This window comes from Planctopirus hydrillae, from assembly GCF_001707835.1.
GTDB lineage: Bacteria > Planctomycetota > Planctomycetia > Planctomycetales > Planctomycetaceae > Planctopirus > Planctopirus hydrillae.
Genome location: NZ_LYDR01000062.1, coordinates 1 through 18,865, shown reverse-complemented (window position 1 = coordinate 18,865; position 18,865 = coordinate 1). Strand labels below are relative to the sequence as shown.

The 18,865-nt window shown below is 53.1% G+C and carries 9 protein-coding genes; 4 read left to right on the top strand and 5 right to left on the bottom strand.

Features of this window, described 5'->3' with window-relative positions; genetic code table 11:
* Positions 1 to 23 precede the first annotated feature (23 nt).
* Entirely contained in the window at positions 24 to 5,372 is a 5,349-nt protein-coding gene (locus tag A6X21_RS07550; RefSeq protein ID WP_068846999.1) for an RHS repeat-associated core domain-containing protein, read from the top strand.
* Between the two features lie 690 nt (positions 5,373 to 6,062).
* The gene (locus tag A6X21_RS07540) at positions 6,063 to 6,866 is read left to right on the top strand and encodes an IS3 family transposase (protein ID WP_068846997.1); all 804 of its coding nucleotides are present in this window, start codon (positions 6,063 to 6,065) and stop codon (positions 6,864 to 6,866) included.
* Between the two features lie 137 nt (positions 6,867 to 7,003).
* Here the strand turns inward: A6X21_RS07540 and A6X21_RS07535 are convergent, their stop codons facing one another.
* The 4 genes from A6X21_RS07535 to A6X21_RS07520 all read right to left on the bottom strand — a co-directional run bounded on the left by A6X21_RS07535 (position 7,004) and on the right by A6X21_RS07520 (position 13,824).
* A complete protein-coding gene (locus A6X21_RS07535; protein ID WP_165603717.1) occupies positions 7,004 to 7,966 on the bottom strand; it encodes a glycosyltransferase family 10 domain-containing protein in 963 nt (320 codons plus the stop codon).
* A 314-nt stretch (positions 7,967 to 8,280) separates the two neighbouring features.
* Complete coding sequence (locus A6X21_RS07530) at positions 8,281 to 9,237, bottom strand: GDP-L-fucose synthase family protein (protein WP_068846995.1); 957 nt, start codon at positions 9,235 to 9,237, stop codon at positions 8,281 to 8,283.
* Between the two features lie 117 nt (positions 9,238 to 9,354).
* Positions 9,355 to 12,723 carry a glycosyltransferase family 25 protein gene (locus tag A6X21_RS07525; protein WP_068846994.1) on the bottom strand — a complete coding sequence of 1,123 codons (3,369 nt, stop codon included), beginning with the start codon at positions 12,721 to 12,723 and terminating at the stop codon, positions 9,355 to 9,357.
* A gap of 126 nt (positions 12,724 to 12,849) precedes the next feature.
* Positions 12,850 to 13,824: a glycosyltransferase family protein gene (locus A6X21_RS07520; RefSeq protein ID WP_131818239.1), complete on the bottom strand. Its 975-nt coding sequence runs from the start codon at positions 13,822 to 13,824 to the stop codon at positions 12,850 to 12,852.
* 95 nt (positions 13,825 to 13,919) lie between these two features.
* Between A6X21_RS07520 and A6X21_RS07515 the strand changes: the two genes are divergently transcribed.
* Positions 13,920 to 14,909, top strand: coding sequence for a glycosyltransferase family 9 protein (locus A6X21_RS07515; RefSeq protein ID WP_068846992.1), 990 nt, complete (start codon positions 13,920 to 13,922; stop codon positions 14,907 to 14,909).
* A gap of 423 nt (positions 14,910 to 15,332) precedes the next feature.
* Here the strand turns inward: A6X21_RS07515 and A6X21_RS24600 are convergent, their stop codons facing one another.
* Complete coding sequence (locus A6X21_RS24600; protein WP_165603716.1) at positions 15,333 to 15,617, bottom strand: hypothetical protein; 285 nt, start codon at positions 15,615 to 15,617, stop codon at positions 15,333 to 15,335.
* A 43-nt stretch (positions 15,618 to 15,660) separates the two neighbouring features.
* Between A6X21_RS24600 and A6X21_RS07505 the strand changes: the two genes are divergently transcribed.
* Positions 15,661 to 18,865 (top strand): RHS repeat domain-containing protein (locus A6X21_RS07505; RefSeq protein ID WP_165603715.1); only part of this gene is annotated, 3,205 nt, incomplete at its 3' end.

Here is an 18,865-nt window from a genome sequence, read left to right as displayed (position 1 = left end):
TGGTTTGAAAACTGCCGTGCTTTATGCGGCTCATGGAATTCAAGGAGCTAAAGTTCAGCCTCCACCATTGGATGATGGCGGCCAGCCAGACGATCGCCACCATCAATCCTCTCGGCTACCGCAATTCGACGATCTACGATGATGGTGGTCGAATGGTGGCAAGTATCAATCCGCTTTGGGAACGAAATACAACAGTTTATGATATCCAAAGCCGAACTATCGCTTCATTGAATCCCCTGTCGGATCGAGCCTCGACAATCTTCGATGTCGCTAGCCGCCCAGTCGCAATGCTCAATCCGATGGCGGAACGCTCGACGACGGTCTATGACCTCGCCAATCGCACGATTGCTTCAGTCACACCACTCGGATTTCGCAGCACGACAGTCTACGATGCTGCCAGCCGAACAATTACGGCCATTGATCCCCTCGGTCGTCGCACGTCAACGACCTACAACGCTGCCGGAGAAGTCGTTCGCTCGACGAACCCACTCAATCAATCGACGACGACCGTTTACGATGCTGCTGGACGCTCGATTGCCTCAGTCGATCCTCTGGCCCGCCGTTCCACCACCATCTACAACGCCGCCGGTTGGACGATTTCGAGCATGAATCCCATGTCGCAGCGATCGACCTCAATCTACGATCTCGCGGGCAGGAGGATCGCAAGTGTCAATCCGCTGAATCAAACCAGCACAACCTGCTACAACAAAGCCGGACAGACGATTGCTCAAATCGACCCGCTGGGGCGGCGAACATCCATGATCTACGATCTGGCCAGCCGAGTCATTGCCAGTATCAACCCTTTGAGCGAACGCACCACCAGTCTCTACGACGCTGCCGGTCGTGCCATTGCCAGTATCCAACCCCTGGGTGAACGCACTACGACGGTCTACGATGACGCCAGCCGTTCTATTGCCACTGTAAATCCTTTAGGATTCCGCATTACCACAGTCTACGATGTAGCTGGCCGCGCAATCGAGAACATCAACCCCTTGGGAGAAGTGACGACCACTGTCTACGATGCTGCTGGCCGCACGGTTGCTCAGATTGATCCACTGAACCACACAACGACAACTCTCTACGATATCGATGGCCGGGCGGTAGCCAGTATCGATCCACTGAACAATGTCTCGACCACCACCTACGATGCCGCCAGCCAGATCATCGCAGGAATCAATCCGCTCAACGAGCGGACCACCACACTCTACGACCTCGCTGGCAGAAGCATTGCGAGTGTGAATCCGCTGGGTAATCGCAGCACCACGGTCTACAACGCTGCCGGGGAAACGATTGCCAGCCTTGACCCATTGGCTCGCCGCTCAACGACGATCTACGATCAAGCATCGCGCACCATCGCCAATATCAATCCTTTGAATGAACGCGCGACGACTGTCTACGATGCCGCAGGCCGAAACATCGCTGGGGTCAACCCTCTTGGATATCGCGTAACAACCATCTACAACGCTGCTGCCGAGGTCATTGCCAGTGTCACTCCACTCCTTGAGCGGACGACAACCATCTATGATCTCGCAGGCCGGTCGATTGCGAACATCAACCCGCTCTCTGAAGTCAGCACCACCGTCTACGATGCCAATGGCCGAGTGATTGCCGCAGTGGATCCTCTGGGAAATCGAACTACTTCCATTTACGACCCCAACAGCCAGGTCGTCGCGTCGATCGATCCCCTCTCCCGGCGTTCAACCACCGTTTACGATGCTGCCAACCAGGTTATCGCAGGAATCAACCCGCTCAACGAGCGGACCACCACACTCTACGATCTTGCTGGGAGAACCATTGCGAATGTGAATCCGCTGGGTAATCGCAGCACCACAGTCTACAACGCCGCCAGTGAAGCAATCTCCAGGGTGAATCCGTTGGGATTCCGGACCACAACAACTTACAACCTGGCCGGACGACCACTTCGAATAACGAACCCGCTGCTGGAAAGCACAACAACTCTTTACGATCTCGCCGGACGAGTCATTGCCATCATCAACCCACTGAATCAGCGATCGACCACGGTCTACAATGCGGCCAGCGAAACGATCTCACAGGTTAATCCTCTCGGCTATCGCACCAGTTCCATCTACGACGGGGCGGGAAGGCTGTTGGCTAACATTGACGCTCGTCAGCAGCGAACCACCACCATTTATGATCCGGCCGGGCAGTCGATCGTCACAGTGAATGCTCTCGCCCAGCGCTCAACGACACTCTACGATCCCGACGGTCGAGCGATGGCCTCCATCAATCCACTGAATGGGCGAACGACTACCATCTATAATGCTGCCAGTCGAACAGTGGCGATGCTGGATCCACTCAACCAGCGATCCACCATGCTCTACGACCTCGCCGGGCGGCAGATCGCCACCATCAATCCACTGCTGCAACGCGTCACAACTCTTTATAATCCGGCTAGCCAGACAATCGCGACGATCAACCCACTGGGATATCGCAGTAGCACTGTCTACGATGCTGCTGGACGAACCATCGCTCAGGTCAATGCCAATGGCGGGCGAGTGACCACAGTCTATGACCGGGCAGGTCAGACGATTGCCAATGTCGATCCACTGGCGCATCGGTTAACAATGGTCTACGATGCTGCTGGACAACAGATCCGGCAGGTGAATCCACTGGGTCTTCGTACAACCATGGCTTACGATCCAACTGGGAAGTTGATCGTCAAGATTGATCCACGATCTCTACGAGTCAGCACCACGTATGATGCAGCCAGTCGACCTGCGGTGAGAAATGCCGCCGGTTCCCTCACCACCTGGACTTACGACGCCGCCGGACAACCCACCATCACCGGGACTTCAGTCGGCAGATTCACACGCACTTACGATCCCATTGGTCAGGTGGTGTCGCTTACTTATGCGTATGGGCAGGTTCTGCAGTGGAACTGGAATGCTGTGGGCCAGCGCAGCCGGTTGATTCATCCAGGGGGTGTCCGGACCACCTACAGTTACGATGCCAACCAGCGGATAACCTCGCTGGTGAATCCTCAATCTCAGCGAACGACCTGGGCTTACGATGCCAACGGTCAGGTAACGAGGCAGCTAGTGGCGAACGGTACGCGAACCAGCTTTTCGTACGATGCCGCTGGGCGAAACACAGTCGTCATTCATCTGGATAGCCTCGGCAGTATCAGCCAGTCGTTCGCTTATGATTATGACCAGTCTGGCAAAAAGGTTAGTGTTGTCGAAAGCACCGGCGATCGCACCACCTGGACTTACGATCCAGTGGGTCAACTGGTGAGCGAAGCGATTACCGGGATCAACGAGGTGAAAAACACCTTCACCTACGATCCGAGCGGAAACCGGCTGAAACTGGAAACACTCAGTGATGGGATCACGACGAGTGTGTATAATGCGGCTAATCAGCTGCTCATGGCGGAATCGCTCTCTGGCATCACGACGTATAGTTACGATCTCGCAGGGAACCGGCGAAGTGTGGAAACACCCACTGGCGAGATCACCACCTACACGTTCGATGTACTGAACCACAATATCGCCGTGGAACTCCCGACATCCGCAGTGTTGACGTACACTTGGGCTCCGGTTAACAAAGCCAACGATGAACGGCAAATTCAGCGGGATGATGGGATCGGTGCCACCCGTTACCTCTGGGATGATCAGGTCATTCTGCTAGAGACCGACGATACCAATGTGGTGCTGGCAGAGAATACCGCTCAACCCGGCGGTTATGGGATGGTGCTGAGCCGTACCCAGGATGCAGACACCTCGTTCTACCAGTTCGATGCCATCGGCAGTACCCGCTCACTGAGTGACGGGACGGGCACACTGACTGATGAATACAGCTATGAAGCGTTCGGCAAGGCGTTGGCGCAAACCGGCTCCACCGAGAATCCTTACACCTGGATCGGTGCGCAGGGTTACCGGGTAGAAGAGGCCACGGGCGAGTACAACCTGCGGGCGCGGGACTACGACCCTCATGCAGCTAATTTCACTTCTGAGGATCCGCTGGGGTTGGAGGCTGGGGATTCCAACTTCTATCGGTACGTAGGAAATGATCCTGTCAATCAGACCGATCCGAGCGGAAAGTCCAATATCAACTACCGTCTCGTCTGGGGAACGGGTGCAAAATCTGGGGAACTTCAGTTGTGTTGGGACGAGTCCGGTGTTTTTTGGGGAGTACGAAAAACAAAATGTGAATCATTGGGCACCATCGATGCGAATTCCCATGTTACAAGAGATGTCTTATATACCGGGGGAGTAGACGGAAAGGTGCTTCGAAATCCCAATTGCAAAGTCCATTATACACAAATTGTCGAATGGCTTCGAGATGGTTCATTACAACATGCTGCCGAAAATTACGAAATTGACCTACTGTTCTACAGAAATTGTTCTAACGATCCTCAGCCTCACAAGCCGTCCACCCCAGTAAACCAGCCATCCGCTCCCGCCGGTTCAACCTCGTGCGGCGCATCAGGGACCTGCACAACGTCTGCCACAAACTGCTCCACGCCCGCTCCAACAAGCAACGATAAAGTTCATTGTAATTCCACCGGGACCGTTTGCTGCAACGAAACAAAATACTATTGTGACATTACTATCGCAAACACCTGGACAGAGTCGGCGTTGCAAGCAATCCCTCACCGGGAGCGTTTGTATTTCGATCGCGGTAATACGTCGATTAATCCGGCCTGGGACATCGATTGGATTGCCTTTAAACACATGGCCGAGAAGCGGCAGGTACGCGGTGGAGTAACTTCACTCAACAAGAGTATTGAAGAAGGAGCAGACGGAGTCGAGTTTGTGGCCCGCGAGGTCTTTGTAGCGGCGGATACAGCAGACAAGGTGATCATTTTCGTCAAAAAGCCCTGTTTTCAGACAGGGGCCGATGTCGCTCTCTCCTCCCTCCCATTTTCGGTTACCTTTGTTCGGCAGTCTGCTTCCGTCAATTTCAGCGGAGTCAACATCGACCTCAGTGATTTCTTCGGGAGGAAATTATTTAGAGCTGACGACTTCTGGGATGGTGGTCCAGTGGGAATTCCATTAGCTGAAGCGGCTCTAGCTAAAATACAGACGTTTGCAGAACATGTTCTTCGAAAACGGCGAAATGACACAAGTCGATACACCTCCTTCACAACAATGCTTAAAGATGCAAAAAAATTCACAGACGCCCCCGACAATCGTTATATTTCCAAGGCAGAGTTTGATGCGTTACATAAACTTGAGCAAGATGGAATCATTAAGATACATACTCCCGAATCGGTCTATCAGAGGATGATGGCAGGAACAGCTGATGAAGTAAAAGAAGCACAACATGTGAGGGACGCAATGATAAGAAATCATGAAATATTGATTGAAGGGCAGATTCCGGCAGGACTACTTAAGAAATGCAAAAACTAAATGAAAGGGGCACTCATAACATGCCAAACACGCTAAACATAACCGCTGCTGGAAACACATACAACCCTTGTTTGATCGTTCTTAAAGACAAGGGGTATGAACTATACGCTGATTGCAGTGAAAATGACACAACAGTTTGGTATGCGAAAAAGCCTGGCCTGCGGCTTTCTGGTAATTCTCCTCCCGAATTGCTTGGAATTGTTATACTTGCTGAGACATTTGGGGAGGACTGGAACCGACAGGAGCCCAACGTTATTAGAGAAATTCCGAGGTGCTGACGATTTCACGGACAGTTCAACATCTTAAAATGGAATGACCGGAAAGGATTGTTGAATGTCCAAAAGAGTTGAGAAAGAAATGGCCAGACGTACTCGGAGGACTTTCACTGAGGAGTTCAAGCGGGAGGCCGTTGCACTGCTGCTGGATGGGCACTCGGCTGGCTCGGTAGCGGCTCGGGCTTTCGAACACGAATCTTCTTTACCGCTGGAAGCAGGCACAACTTGTCCAGTCAGGCCCCATTGCCACCTCACTTGAGGCGAAGGTTCACGAATTGGAGCTCGAACTTCAGAGAGTCGTGCGCGAACGGGACATATTAAAAAAAGCGTTAGCCATTTTCGGCCGCAACGAGTGACCGATCTCTATGCCGCAATCCCAAGTATCGAATAATCCAGAGGTGCCCAGACAAGTTCGATCTGCGAGGTACTGGAACTCAGCCGGTCTGCTTACTACGCCTGGAAGAATAGAATTCCTTCAGATCGGAATTTACGTGATCAGCGGTTGGCTCAGCAGATTCAAACGATTTTCTGGAGGCATCGCAGGCGTTATGGAGCACGACGAATTGCTGCAGAACTGGCCGATCAAGGCGAGGTCTGCTCTCCACGAAAAGTGGCAGAATTGATGGCTTTTCAGGGGTTGCGGGCGATCCAGCCGAGATCTTTTGTTCCCAGAACGACTCAAAGCCGTCATCGATTGGGCTACAGTCCGAATCTGCTGCTGGAGGCCGGTGAACCGGACTCACCAGACCAACTGTGGGTTGGGGATATCAGCCATCTACCATTATCAGATGGACGGTTCTGCTACCTGGCGATTCTGATGGATCGATACTCACGCCGGATCGTGGGCTGGCATGTCGAGCCCTCCATGACGGAAGACCTGGTGATTCCCACATTGCAGAAGGCGATTCAGGAATGTCAGCCGAAACCTCTGGTGATTCATCACACGGATCGGGGCGGCCAATATGCGAGCAGTCGCTACCGGGCCATCTTGAACAGGGCCGGGTTCCAGCAAAGCATGAACCGGGCTGAGAACTGCTATGAGAACGCATTTATGGAATCATGCTTTGGTACGCTCAAGACGGAACTGCAAATGACCGAATACAAACATCATGAAATGGCCCGGCGTGAGATCGGCGAATACATCGCCTACTACAACCTCGACCGAAAACACTCCGCCCTGGGCTACCTGACGCCTCACCAGTTCGAACGCCACACCTGAAACCCAAAAAATCTTTTCTTGTGTGTTAGACTGCCCGTGAAGTCGTCAGCACCTAAGAAGATTACCTTTTGGGATAGGTAATGAGCATTACACCTTTCCGGACGCGACGCTTAAACAACTGCGATCTACACCTAATGTCATTTATTTACATTTGCCACAAGCTTCAGAATCGCATCCTTCGAGGTCTCAAATGAAAAGTGCTCAGGAATCTTGTTTTCAGGAAGCCATGGCTCTTGGAGCAGATTCTTTTGAAGTCGTCCGTCTGAATCCAGTTCAATCACATGCTGAACCATCGCGTTGACATCATTTCCGTATACTCCAAGATTGATAAAACTATTCTCATTGAAATCCTCCCCGACACGAAGATCGCCCCAGTACAGGGGAATGCAGCCTGCCAGCATGGCGTCCACCAGTTTTTCTGTCACATATCCTTGAGATCCTCTGGTCGAAGTATTCTCAAAGCACACAGCGTATTTGTATTGCTTCAGAAAACTGATTTTTCCATGAAAATTTCCCCGCTTGCCCAGTGTCTCGGATGTCATATTGTTCAAAACACGACCAGGACAATCGACTCCGCGGTATTTGGATAACTTTTCCACGAATCGATTTCGTGTCTGGCATCCCTCATTGAATGCGATGAATGCACAAAATCCAGGGCGTTCTGCCCAAGTACTGGCAGACGATTGGCACTTCACAAGATCGTTTAATGTCATTGGCAACGATGCCAAGTGCAGTAAATAGTAGGGCCAGCGAAGATGTCTTGGATCCTTGATATCCCGATGAAAACTGAGACATTTATCGAACTGATTCAGCGGCGGAGCGACATTTTCTCCCGTGTACCAAACCTGCCTCGCCTTTGGCCAACGCTCGCGGCCCTTTCCCGGAGTTCCGAAAACACTTTCAAACACGATCTGTGGATTTTGTTCGGAAATTCGAAACTTGTGATTTCCTGAAACACCAAGCAGGTGACGCTCAAAAGCGAGTGCATCAAAGCCGCTCCAGAAATTCGCGAAATTCCATCGAATCGCATCCACCGGAACTGGGCGTAGTGAGAAAGTTTTTTGCAGATTCTGATAAATTTGCCGTTCTTCACACCACATGAGTTCTTCTGGAGACCAATGATCCCATTTCAAGAGAAGGCGATGATGTTTCTCAAATTCGTATCGACCTTGATCGATTCCTGGGCGGGCCATTTTTCCGTCATCATACAGGCACACCTCTCCTTTCCAGTCTCGATGGTGAGCCTCAAAAGCATAGATCGGTTCACCGAGTGAAGAAGACATCGTGATCTCTCAAAATTTCTGGATTCGTATTCGTCAGCAGCACTCATACCAAAAGAATGACGAGAAATTTCAACGAGTCGGATCGGCTAAGATATTCCTTGCCAATTGCCCGCCCAAAACATAGAAACTGTCTATTTTTGAAATCCAATTTTACGGCAGTACCATTCGACAGTGGTTGCCAAACCTTTCTCAAGAGAAGTCCCCGCCTTCCAATCCAATACCTGGGTTGCACGCGTGGAATCAAGATGTCGTTGTGGTTGTCCGTCGGGATATGTGGCATTCCAGCTGATGTTACCATCAAAGCGACAAGCTTTTGCCAAAACTTCAACGAGGTCCTGAATTGTGAGCACCTGCCCTGATCCAAGATTAATTGGCGAAGGATCATCAATGCGTTCGGCCGCTCGGACAATCCCTTCTGCAGCATCGGCGACATAAAGAAACTCGCGTGTGGCTTTTCCAGAGCCCCAAATCTCAATGTCATTTTGGTGAGTGGAGCGGGCGTGAATCATTTTCCGAATAAGGGCCGGAATAACATGTGATGACTCCTCATTAAAGTTGTCGTGTGGCCCATAGAGATTCGTGGGGAGAACGACGGCCGAGGAAAAACCATACTGACGACGATAACTGTCCAAGAGTACGATCAGGGCCTTTTTTGCAATGCCATAGGGCGCGTTGCTTTCTTCTGGATAGCCATCCCAAAGCTGTGATTCGGAAAATGGTGTTGGGCAAAACTTAGGGTAAGAACAAACTGTTCCGACGTGCACAAACCGTTGTACATGATGTATTCTTGCCTGTTCAATCAAATGCAATCCCATCGCCAGATTTGCGTAGCAGAATTCACCAGGGCGACTGCGATTGGCTCCAATCCCGCCGACGAGGGCAGCCAGATGGATTACGACCGATGGTCGGAGTTCAGCAAACATCTGTTGAACATCTTGCTCGTCTGTTAAATCGAAATCTTTGTGCAGAGGCAGAAGTAGGGATTCTTCCGGCAATCCTCGTCGTTTAAGAATTTGAACAACATGTTGGCCAACGAATCCACTGCTTCCTGTCACACAAACTCGTTCATGAGTTAGGTCAAGATTCATGAGTTGCCTTCCAACCTGGTATGAAAAATCAGGAGATAAAATGTATATCCATTAAATGATCTGCATAAGACACCAAAAAAAGATCATCCTGTTACAGCATCCACACACATACAACAACTACTCTCGATAGGGTCGCACCATTCCGCGAAAATCATTTCCCACATAAGTCGAGTCGCCCTGATGTTGGGCGATTGGCGGATCGAGGAGAGCGTAAGCTCCCCGCGAGCAGAACTCTCGCCAGATCCAGTCCGCAGGTTGATCGAACTTGATGAGCGACTCATAGGCTCGACAGAGGCCAGCGTGGCTATACCAAGTGATATGCGTTCCCCAGGGTGGACTCAGGGCTCGAACGGCTTCTCCGCAGCTTTCACCTCGTTCCCAAGAATCCAAAGCTTCATGACAGGCGATGGCTTCGACACCAGGTAAGGCAGCGGCAGCAGTTTTCAATCGCTCGAATAGATCGACAGCACCCCATCGAGGCGTCACATCGTCTTCGAGGATTATGACTCCTTCAGGACCCGTGAACTCCATTTCTTCACGCATCACCAGAGCATGTGAACTTGCACAAGCAATTTCTCCTGCTGTAAGTGGGCGCCCAATCTTGTTGATGGCAGCTGAATCCTCGTATTGGAAAAAACTTCGGCCTTTTTCCAATTCCCGCCGATCAAATGCCGGAAAGAACTTAATGGGGAATCCTAATCCATCGATCCATTCACAAGTGATCTGCTTTCTCCGCTCAGTGGCTCGTGGAAGATTGACACAGCGGAGGCGTGGGCGAGGTAGCCACGTGCGAACTTCTTCTGTGACGGGAAGGCGGCCACCCAATCTTTGCTTGACTCGCTTCCAGGCTGTCAGCCTCTCTTCCACCGCATGCAGTTGATCAATTTCACGAAGCTGGGGGTTGGGTCCTGGCCGATCTTTGGGATTACAAATTGTGATGTTGTGAAGCACGCCAAAGGGACGACTCTTTTGGAAACAGGCCGCCGTCATCAACCAATCATCACCCCAACCGGTTAATTCAGAACCGCACCAGAGGAAGTGATTCAGATATTCGCGAAGAGCATCTGTCTCAAAGAGCGGGCAAGTCACTTCGACGAAATTGGTTAACTCCACTCCAGCAGGAGGTTCAGCAGCCCGGCGACCACTTCCGCGGGCTCCCATGTGGAGCCAGGAAATCCTTCCTCTCCAGTCGTGGCTAGGTGAACAGATGGGGAGATCGAATTCCCGGGCCGTTCGCACTACGCGCCCAATCGTATCCGGCGTAATGCGTAAGTCGTCGTCAAGAACGAACACGTAGTCATAATCTTCAAGCAAAGTGGGATGCTGCTTTATCAGCCAAGAGAGATTTTGAATTTTACCCCCACGATGTCGCCCAAAATAGCAGGAGCGTGCGCGGAGTCCCTGTGCCCAGTCACCGGTCGGATAGTTGCCATAATAGACGATGGCTGTATCAAATGGTCGATCCTGTCGTGCAGAAGAGATCCCCAGCCACGAGTTAACAGCAATTCCCCGATCACCAACAGAACTAAAGACCAGAATTCGAGGCAAAAGATCGCGGCGCGAGAGTAGATCCGGAAGTGGTATTGTGAGGTGCTTAAACGACTTAGGAGTTTCTTCTAGGGATAATGCTTCAACTTGGCGGTTCAAAAGACGTTCTATATCTACGGATTCCAGAGAAGTGAAAGGTTCCAACCAAAAATCCAGCAGATCATGCACATATCTTTGGACAGTGGAATCCCACCGAAATGTATCAGAATGTCCCGAATCCCAGTGTAAGGTCAGTTGTTCGGGAGAGGCCTGGAAACTACCAAACATTCCTCCCGGACGCCCCATTCGTCCAGTTGTGAAGAACTGTATCTCTCCCTGCCATTCCGGGTGATGTGCTGAGAGTCGCAACAATTGCTGGACTGGGCTTGAAGCCTGTTGATCTATTCGAAAGAAGTCGCTCTGAGCAGGGCGAATGTAGTAAGCATGTCGCAACGACTCGGGATGCCATTGATGTCGGAAACCGAGACTGACTTCGCGAATGCCCGGCTTGATGGATTGCAAGCGATCTGCAAACAGATTGTCTTCACCGCCCCAACTGTAAAACTCGGGAATCTGACCTGCTGCATTCCAAACTTCGCGATCACAGGCCACGTTCCCCAAAAAACCCCAACTGTCGAAGGTCCCGTCGGACTTCACACATTCGCAGATGGGAAGCCAGACTCGACCGGAATTGACGACCTCGTAGGCTCTTTCAAGCACAGAACTGTCAACAAGCATGTCGGCATCGAGAAACAGCAATCGATCAGATCGTGCAGCAGATGCTGCAACATTGAGTCCCCGCCCCCGCGAAAAAGGTTCCCGCAAAGTGATTAACTGATGAGCAACGTCACCCACCAAATTTGAGAACCACTCTTCGAGTGGCCAATCGTCCGACTGAAAATCCACCACGACGAGTTCAATTTTCAAGCCGCCAGCCGACGCGCTGAGCAGACTGCGGATACAGTTGGGAAATAATTCCCGACTCTCTAGCCCGACACTCACTTTCGAGCGATTTTTGATCGCCACACAAACACTCAACGCAGGTTTTGACCTCTCCTCGGGAGAATTGATTCCAAGGTTTTTGTTTGAGCCCATCGTTGGCTCGGTGATCTTTCGCATAGCATCAAAACATCGCAGGACATCACCAGCAGATGCGAAGAAAGTGCGACCTTCGTCTGTCCACCACTTAGGGCCAGAACTGTGCAGAACTCGCTGCTTTTCTCCGCCAGGTTCATGAATCACACTCAAGCGGTTCCCCTCCTGATGTGTAACGCGGACCTTTCGCCCCTCTTTCCATCCAGCAGAGTTGCACCAAGTGCTTTCCGGAAGAGCATGCAGAAAATCAGACTTTTGTTGGAGGGCCAGCAGTGCGTTGAAGACCCCCTGATCCCCATGTCCCGGAAATGCGAAGGGCCAACCCTTGCCGGGGGAGTACCCGGCGAAGCGAGCCGTGAACGACCACAGAGCAACGAGATCCCAGTGCCGGCGAAGATCGAACGTGAGAAATCCCGAGTTGATGTAGTCCTGCCGCCGCCCCACCAGAGCGGGTGAGTAAACCTGGTATTCGGGCCCGAACTGCATCCCCTCTCCGTCGCGCGAGGAGATGATTTTTCCCTGCTCCGCCAGTTCGAAGATGTCGTCCACCCGCGAGAGAAGGATCAGATCGGCGTCCATCAGACAGACGGTGCGCACGGACGCAACCAGCTCGCTGAGGCAGAGCTGCTTGGCTTCCCAACATCCGCTGGGCCGGGAGGCGAAGTCCTGGGTGCGGAGCAAGGTAATGGCAGATCCCAGCGGGTGGTTCTTCAGTGACTCCACCTGCGGTGCCGTCAGTCCATGACCGACGACGAAGACACGGATCTCTTGTCCGTAGTAGGCGTGGATACTTCCCAGTGCGGCTTGAAGTCCGGGGAAGTATCGATCGTCGGAAACGATGACGAACGCGCGGGCGTACTCCATAACGCTTGATTCCTCTGCTGTTGGGGCTCGTGCTGGGGCTGGCGATGGAAAGGTGAATCAGTAGTCGTCGAAGAGCAAATTGGTCACACCATGGAACCTCGGGGCGTTCCGGCGGGAGCCATGGGTCTAGGTGGAGACGGCCAGCGAGACTTCGGAAGGGGGTGCTTCCGTCGTGCGAGGCGTGCTTCGCTCACTGGCGGGGGAGTTGGGGAGGGCGATGCGTGACATCTCCTCGAAGCAGGTCAACACGTCACCGGCGGAGCTGAAAGCCCGTTGTCCTTCCGGGGTCCACCATTTGGGACCCGAGCTGTGCAGGACACGCTGCCGAAGGCCTCCCGGCTGATGTTCGGCGGTGATCTGATGGCCGTGACGAGCCACGATCCGCAGACCATGCCCCCGGTTCCAGCCCACGGAATTCGTCCAGGTCCGCTCCGGCAGGACATGCACGGCGTCGTCCTTGTGCAGCTGGCAGAGCAGTGCGTTGAAGATCCCCTGATCGCCATGTCCGGGGAAGCTCAAGGGCATTCCCCGGCCGGGCGAGTAGGCACCGAACCGGCTGGTAAAGGCCCAGAGGGCGACGAGATCCCAATGCATTCGGGTATGGAACGTCACGAATCCCGTATTGAGGTTGGGTCGGACACAACCTGCGAGTCGACTTGAATAAATATCGTAGTCGGTATTGAATCCGATCGACCCGCAATCCAGCGGAGCCACGATCTTCCCCCGTTCGGCCAACTCGAAGACATCGTCGATCCGGGAGAGTAGGATCAAATCGGCATCCAGTAGCGAAATTGTTTTGACGGATCCCACCAGTTCGCTGGCGCATTGCTGCTTGGCTTCCCAGCAGCCGATCGGTCGATTCGAAAAGTCCTCGGTATCAATGAGAGTGAGTGAAGCTCCTAGATTAGTAGATTGCAAGATTTGTCGCTCTGCGGCACTGAGGCCATGCCCGACGACATAAACTCGCAGGTCGCGGCCGTAGTAGGCGTAGATGCTTCCCAGAGTGGCCAAAATCCCTGGAAAATAGCAGGAATTCGAGATTACTGCGAAGGCTCGCGAGTATTCCATGTGTCGTGTCTTTCGAGGGCGGAGGGTATTCATGATGGATTTCATATTGACTGTTCCCAGATGTGTCACTACCGTTCTCAAATAATTCACAGAAATTCACTGCTTCGAACACCTCGAAGGATCGACGGGTGCCTTCTTCGCCGCAACGATTGCTGCTCCGCTGTCGATTAAGTCCCGGCGATATCGTTATGATGACTGCTGCGGTTCGGGATCTGCATCGGGCGCATCCCGGTCGATTCCTCACGGCGGTCGACACGAGCGCTTCCTCTCTGTGGGAGCACAATCCGTGGGTCTCGATATTTAATGAAGCGGATCCGGACGTGCGTGTCATTGACATGCACTATCCGTTGATCAACTCAAGCAATACGGCCCCTTATCATTTCATTCACGGCTATGCTCAGTTCTTGGAACAACAGTTGGATCTGAAAATTCCACTGAGTGTGTTCAAAGGAGATATTCACCTCTCCCCGTTGGAAAAGTCGTGGATGAGCCAGGTCGAAGAAACCGGCTATCGAGGGCCTTTCTGGATCTTGATGGCCGGTGGAAAGTTCGACTTCACTGCCAAATGGTGGAACCCTGAGTTTTATCAGAAGGTTGTGGATCACTTCCATGGTCGAATTCAGTTCGTCCAATGCGGTGAGTCCGGCCACTGGCATCCGCCGTTAAGAGGCGTCATTAATCTTATTGGAAAAACAGATGTGCGCCAGTTTGTGAGGTTAATGCACCACGCAGATGGAGTTGTCTGCCCTGTAACCTTTGCCATGCATCTTGCTGCAGCAGTTGAGACGAAACCAGGGCGCCCGAAGAATCGGGCGGCAGTCGTCATAGCAGGAGGTCGAGAGCCTTCTCATTGGGAGGCCTATCCTCACCACCAGTTTTTGCACACGAACGGTGCTCTTCCCTGCTGTGATCAGGGCGGTTGCTGGAAGAGTCGCTGTCAGCCTGTCGGCGACGGCGATTCAAAGGATCAAAGCCTGTGTCTCCGACCAGTAAAGGTTAATGAAAAACTTCAGATCGCACAGTGCATGCACATGATCTCGCCACAGGATGTGATCCGCGCGATTGAACGCTACTACGAAGGGGGATCGCTGCAACCGATGGTTGCCAGCGTCGCCTGACTCTCTGAAACCAAACGACTCTCCGCCTCCAGACCGCTCAACGTCGCCGCCCCACGGGCCGGTGCAACCCACGGAGTGATTTATGCCCGGCGAAAGCAGCAGCTACTACCCTTCCGAATCCAGCCACTCGGACGTCCCTCCATCGAGTGAGTCCTCGGAGAGCCTTTCGTCGGAGAGTTTGACTTCCGAAAGCCTGTCCTCGGAAAGTAGTCACTCGCCTTCATCGTCGTCATCGTCATCCACCACCCCCATCCCTCCATCGAGTGAATCGTCGGAGAGCCTTTCCTCGGAAAGTCTGTCTTCTGAAAGTAGCCATTCACCTACGCCGTCGTCCTCGTCGAGCCAGTCCTCGGCCAGCCCGTCGTCAGAGAGCCTCTCTTCGCAAAGCAGTGCGAGCCCCAGCTCCAGCGAATCCCTTTCCAGTCATTCTTCGAGTCCGTCACCCTCAAGTTCCCACGCGCCCGGCTCGTCGCATTCCAGCACCCCCTCTCCCTCTTCGGAGAGCAGTTCGTCGGAGTCGAGCCATTCGAGCGGCAGCGGGTCATCGGGAAGCGGCTCCAGCGGGAGTTCAGGCAGTTCCTCGTCAGGAAGTGGCGGGCCTCCCCTCACTCCCACCCCCCCCAGCGACTGCTCACAGGAAGAGTGCCAGAATTGCCCGACGACAGAGTCATCGAATCCGGTGCAGTACTCCAACGGAGCTTTACGCATCTCCTCCATCGACGTTCGTTCAAACGGATTCGGTGCGAGATGGATGCATCAGCGCAGTTACACCAACCAGCTCACCACTCCGACGAATGTGGGTCAGGGGTTCGGTTGGCTGGTATTCAACTGGCCGTACATTGTTGATGGTGTCGAAGAAGTTGTCGTTATCCGCTCCTCAACCAGTTCACTTTGGTTCAACAAAGTGACTCCGCAATTCGTACCCAAGTTTGGCAGCAATTCTCGACTGGAGCATGACACCTCTGCTCACGTTTTGCGTCTCACTTATCCAGATGGTGTTCAGTTCGAGTTTCATGACTTCATCCAGACCACATCACCTTCCGGTGCATTCGCTCGAATGGTTGAAGCCGGTGGTGCCATTACAGAAGTGCTGTCTTACACGCCGACAGGCAAAATTGCCGAAATCCGCCGTACTGGAATGGTGGGTGCGGAAGTGCTGACTGAAGCATTCGTTTACACCTACGATGCCACATCAGGAAATTTGACAAGCGCTACGCTTCGCCGCGAACTTGGCTCTGGTGGTTGGGAAGATGTTCGTCGGGCCACGTACGGCTACTACGATGGTACGACAGCGAACGGTAGCGTGAGTGATCTGGAACTCGTTGAATTGGAGGAACCGACCAGTACTGGCTGGGAGCTGACTCAATCGATGTACTACCGCTACTACAAGGCGGGAGATATCCATGGGTTCGCTCATGCACTCAAGTATGTGATCGAACCAGGCACTTTCCAGAAGATGGTCAACAACAGTGTTGATCCATTAACAACGAGCAACAGCATCCTGGCAACTTACGCTGACAATTACTTTGAATACGATGAGCAAAAGCTTGTGACCTTGGAACGCGTCAACGGAGGTTCGCGTACTTTTGAATTCGCTTACACCAACCGCATCTCGAATGGAGCCTCCAATGCATGGGCGACTCGTACTGTCGAAACTTATCCTGACGGTACGGAGTTAACAGTCTACAGCAACACCATCGGACAACCTCTCATTCGAGACTTCTCGAACGGATCCGACCATTGGATCACTGCCTATCATTACGATGCCGATCATCGAGTGCTATGGGAGGCATCCCCCTCAGCCGTGCTCGGTTACGACGATACAGCGGCTGACCTGGACATTGAACTCAAAACCAACGAAGGCCTCATTTCGACCACCAGCTACTACACCACCACAGGAAGCGGTGCGGCGGCAGGGTTTGTCTCTGGTAAGGCACTTCAGCAGGGTACTGCGGGAGATCCAGTTCCCCAGCTGGCCTATGAATACACCTCGCGCACTGCCGGGGAAGCCACGGTCTATCCCGTCTCGAAAATGACCCGCTTCCGCAATGACGACGGAACCGGACTCATTGAATCGACGATGTCGTACACCTGGTACGACGGCACGACTCAAATGAAGCTCCGCACAACCACTCTCCCAGTGATTCCGACCGATCAAAATGGAAGCGGTGTCGCCGCGGCAAACCAAGAGTACTTTGATGATCGCGGTCGCATGACCTGGAGCATGGACGAGCGAGGCTACATCACTCATACAGTCTACGACTTAGCCACAGGGGCGGTTGTCCAAAAGATTCAGGATGTCAACACCACAATTGTATCAGGAGCTCCCGCCGGGTGGACGACTCCGACAGGTGGCGGTTTGAATCTTGTCACCGACATGACGGTTGATGATCAAGGCCGTACGATTCTCACGCTAGGCCCATTGCATTCGGTTGATATTGAAGGAACTGCCACGAACATCCGCACGGCTGGATTTGCCGTCTACGATGACGTCAATCATATCACTTACCAGGCAAATGGTTGGTTAGACCCGACCACAGATAATTATTTCCTTGTCAACCCGGTCTCAATCACACTCTACGACGCGGGCGGCAAGGTGTTGGAACGCATCCAGGCGATCGCCTCCACCACTGCAAACAGTCTGGCAGCTTACGTCGCCGCCACAAATTCCGGCGGCACAGTCCCGTTGGGTGGGTTCCCTCAGTCGTCATACACTCGCTGGACGACCTACGAATACACCGATTGCTGCCTAGTTGCATACCAAAGGGTCTACCATTCCATTCCCACTTCAGGCACCGGTTCCAGCGGCACGAACTACGACCAGACGACCTTTGGTTACGACGTCATGAAGCGGCGCAACCGAACAGTTTCTCCTGGCGGAACCATCACGTTCCAGGTCTACGATGCCCGTGGTCTCGTCTCGGCCACCTACGTCGGCACCAACGATGATGGGGCCACCGAACAGGATCCAACAGGGGGCGGTGTCGATCCGGACAACAACATGGTCGTCGTCATCTCGAACGAATACGACGGTGGCACCGATGGCGGCGATGGCAACCTGACCAAGGTCACCCAGCATGTCGACGCGTCCACAAGTCGCATAACCAGCTTTGCCTACGACTGGCGCAACCGCCGGGTGACGACAGATGGAGAGATCGACTTCTTCGCTAAAGTCACCTACGACAACCTCAATCAGATCACCCTCCAGCAGCGTTACGACACAACAATCACTGGCAATCTGATCGGCCAGAGTGAATCGAAATACGACAATCAGGGTCGTACATATCAATCGATCCAATACGGTGTGGATCCGGCGACAGGAACGGTTGGCAATAGTCTGGTTTCCAACACCTGGTACGATGCCAGTGGCAACGTTGTCAAAACTCTCCCCGCAGGATCTGCCCTGTTCAGCAAAACGACATTCGACGGTGTGGGTCGAAATATCGCGAACTACTCCGGTTATGGTACCGATGCGACCTATGCCGACATCTTCGATGTCATCAACAACACGGTGATGGAGCAGTCGGAGACAACCTACGATGCAGCCTCGAATGTTCTCTCCACCATAGCCAAACAGCGTTTCCAGGATGCGGTTGCCAGCCAGACGGGTGCGTTGGGGGATCCCCAAACCAGTCCGAAGGCCCGCGTCACCTATTCCGCAGCCTGGGCCGATGGCATTGGCCGCACTCTCGCCACCGCCAACTACGGCACCAACGGCGGTTCAACTTTTACGCGGCCTGCACTCATTCCAGCTCGTTCTGATACCATCCTCGTCAGCAGCCAGACTTACGACGAAGCGGGCAACCTGTTTGAAACCACTGATCCCGCTGATATGACCACACGCTTCATCTACGATGATGCCGGTCGACGCACGCAGGTCATCGAAAACTATGTCGCTTCACCTGTGGGGAGTGATGAAAACCGCACCACGAATATGACTTACAGTGCCGATGGTC

What these genes read in the sequence shown, in the direction of transcription:
- A6X21_RS07550 (WP_068846999.1), top strand. Translation starts at nt 24, where the DNA reads ATGCGGCTCATGGAATTCAAGGAGCTAAAGTTCAGCCTCCACCATTGG.
- A6X21_RS07535 (WP_165603717.1), bottom strand. Translation starts at nt 7,966, where the DNA reads ATGTGGTGTGAAGAACGGCAAATTTATCAGAATCTGCAAAAAACTTTC.
- A6X21_RS07530 (WP_068846995.1), bottom strand. Translation starts at nt 9,237, where the DNA reads ATGAATCTTGACCTAACTCATGAACGAGTTTGTGTGACAGGAAGCAGT.
- A6X21_RS07525 (WP_068846994.1), bottom strand. Translation starts at nt 12,723, where the DNA reads ATGGAGTACGCCCGCGCGTTCGTCATCGTTTCCGACGATCGATACTTC.
- A6X21_RS07520 (WP_131818239.1), bottom strand. Translation starts at nt 13,824, where the DNA reads ATGAATACCCTCCGCCCTCGAAAGACACGACACATGGAATACTCGCGA.
- A6X21_RS24600 (WP_165603716.1), bottom strand. Translation starts at nt 15,617, where the DNA reads ATGCGTAAAGCTCCGTTGGAGTACTGCACCGGATTCGATGACTCTGTC.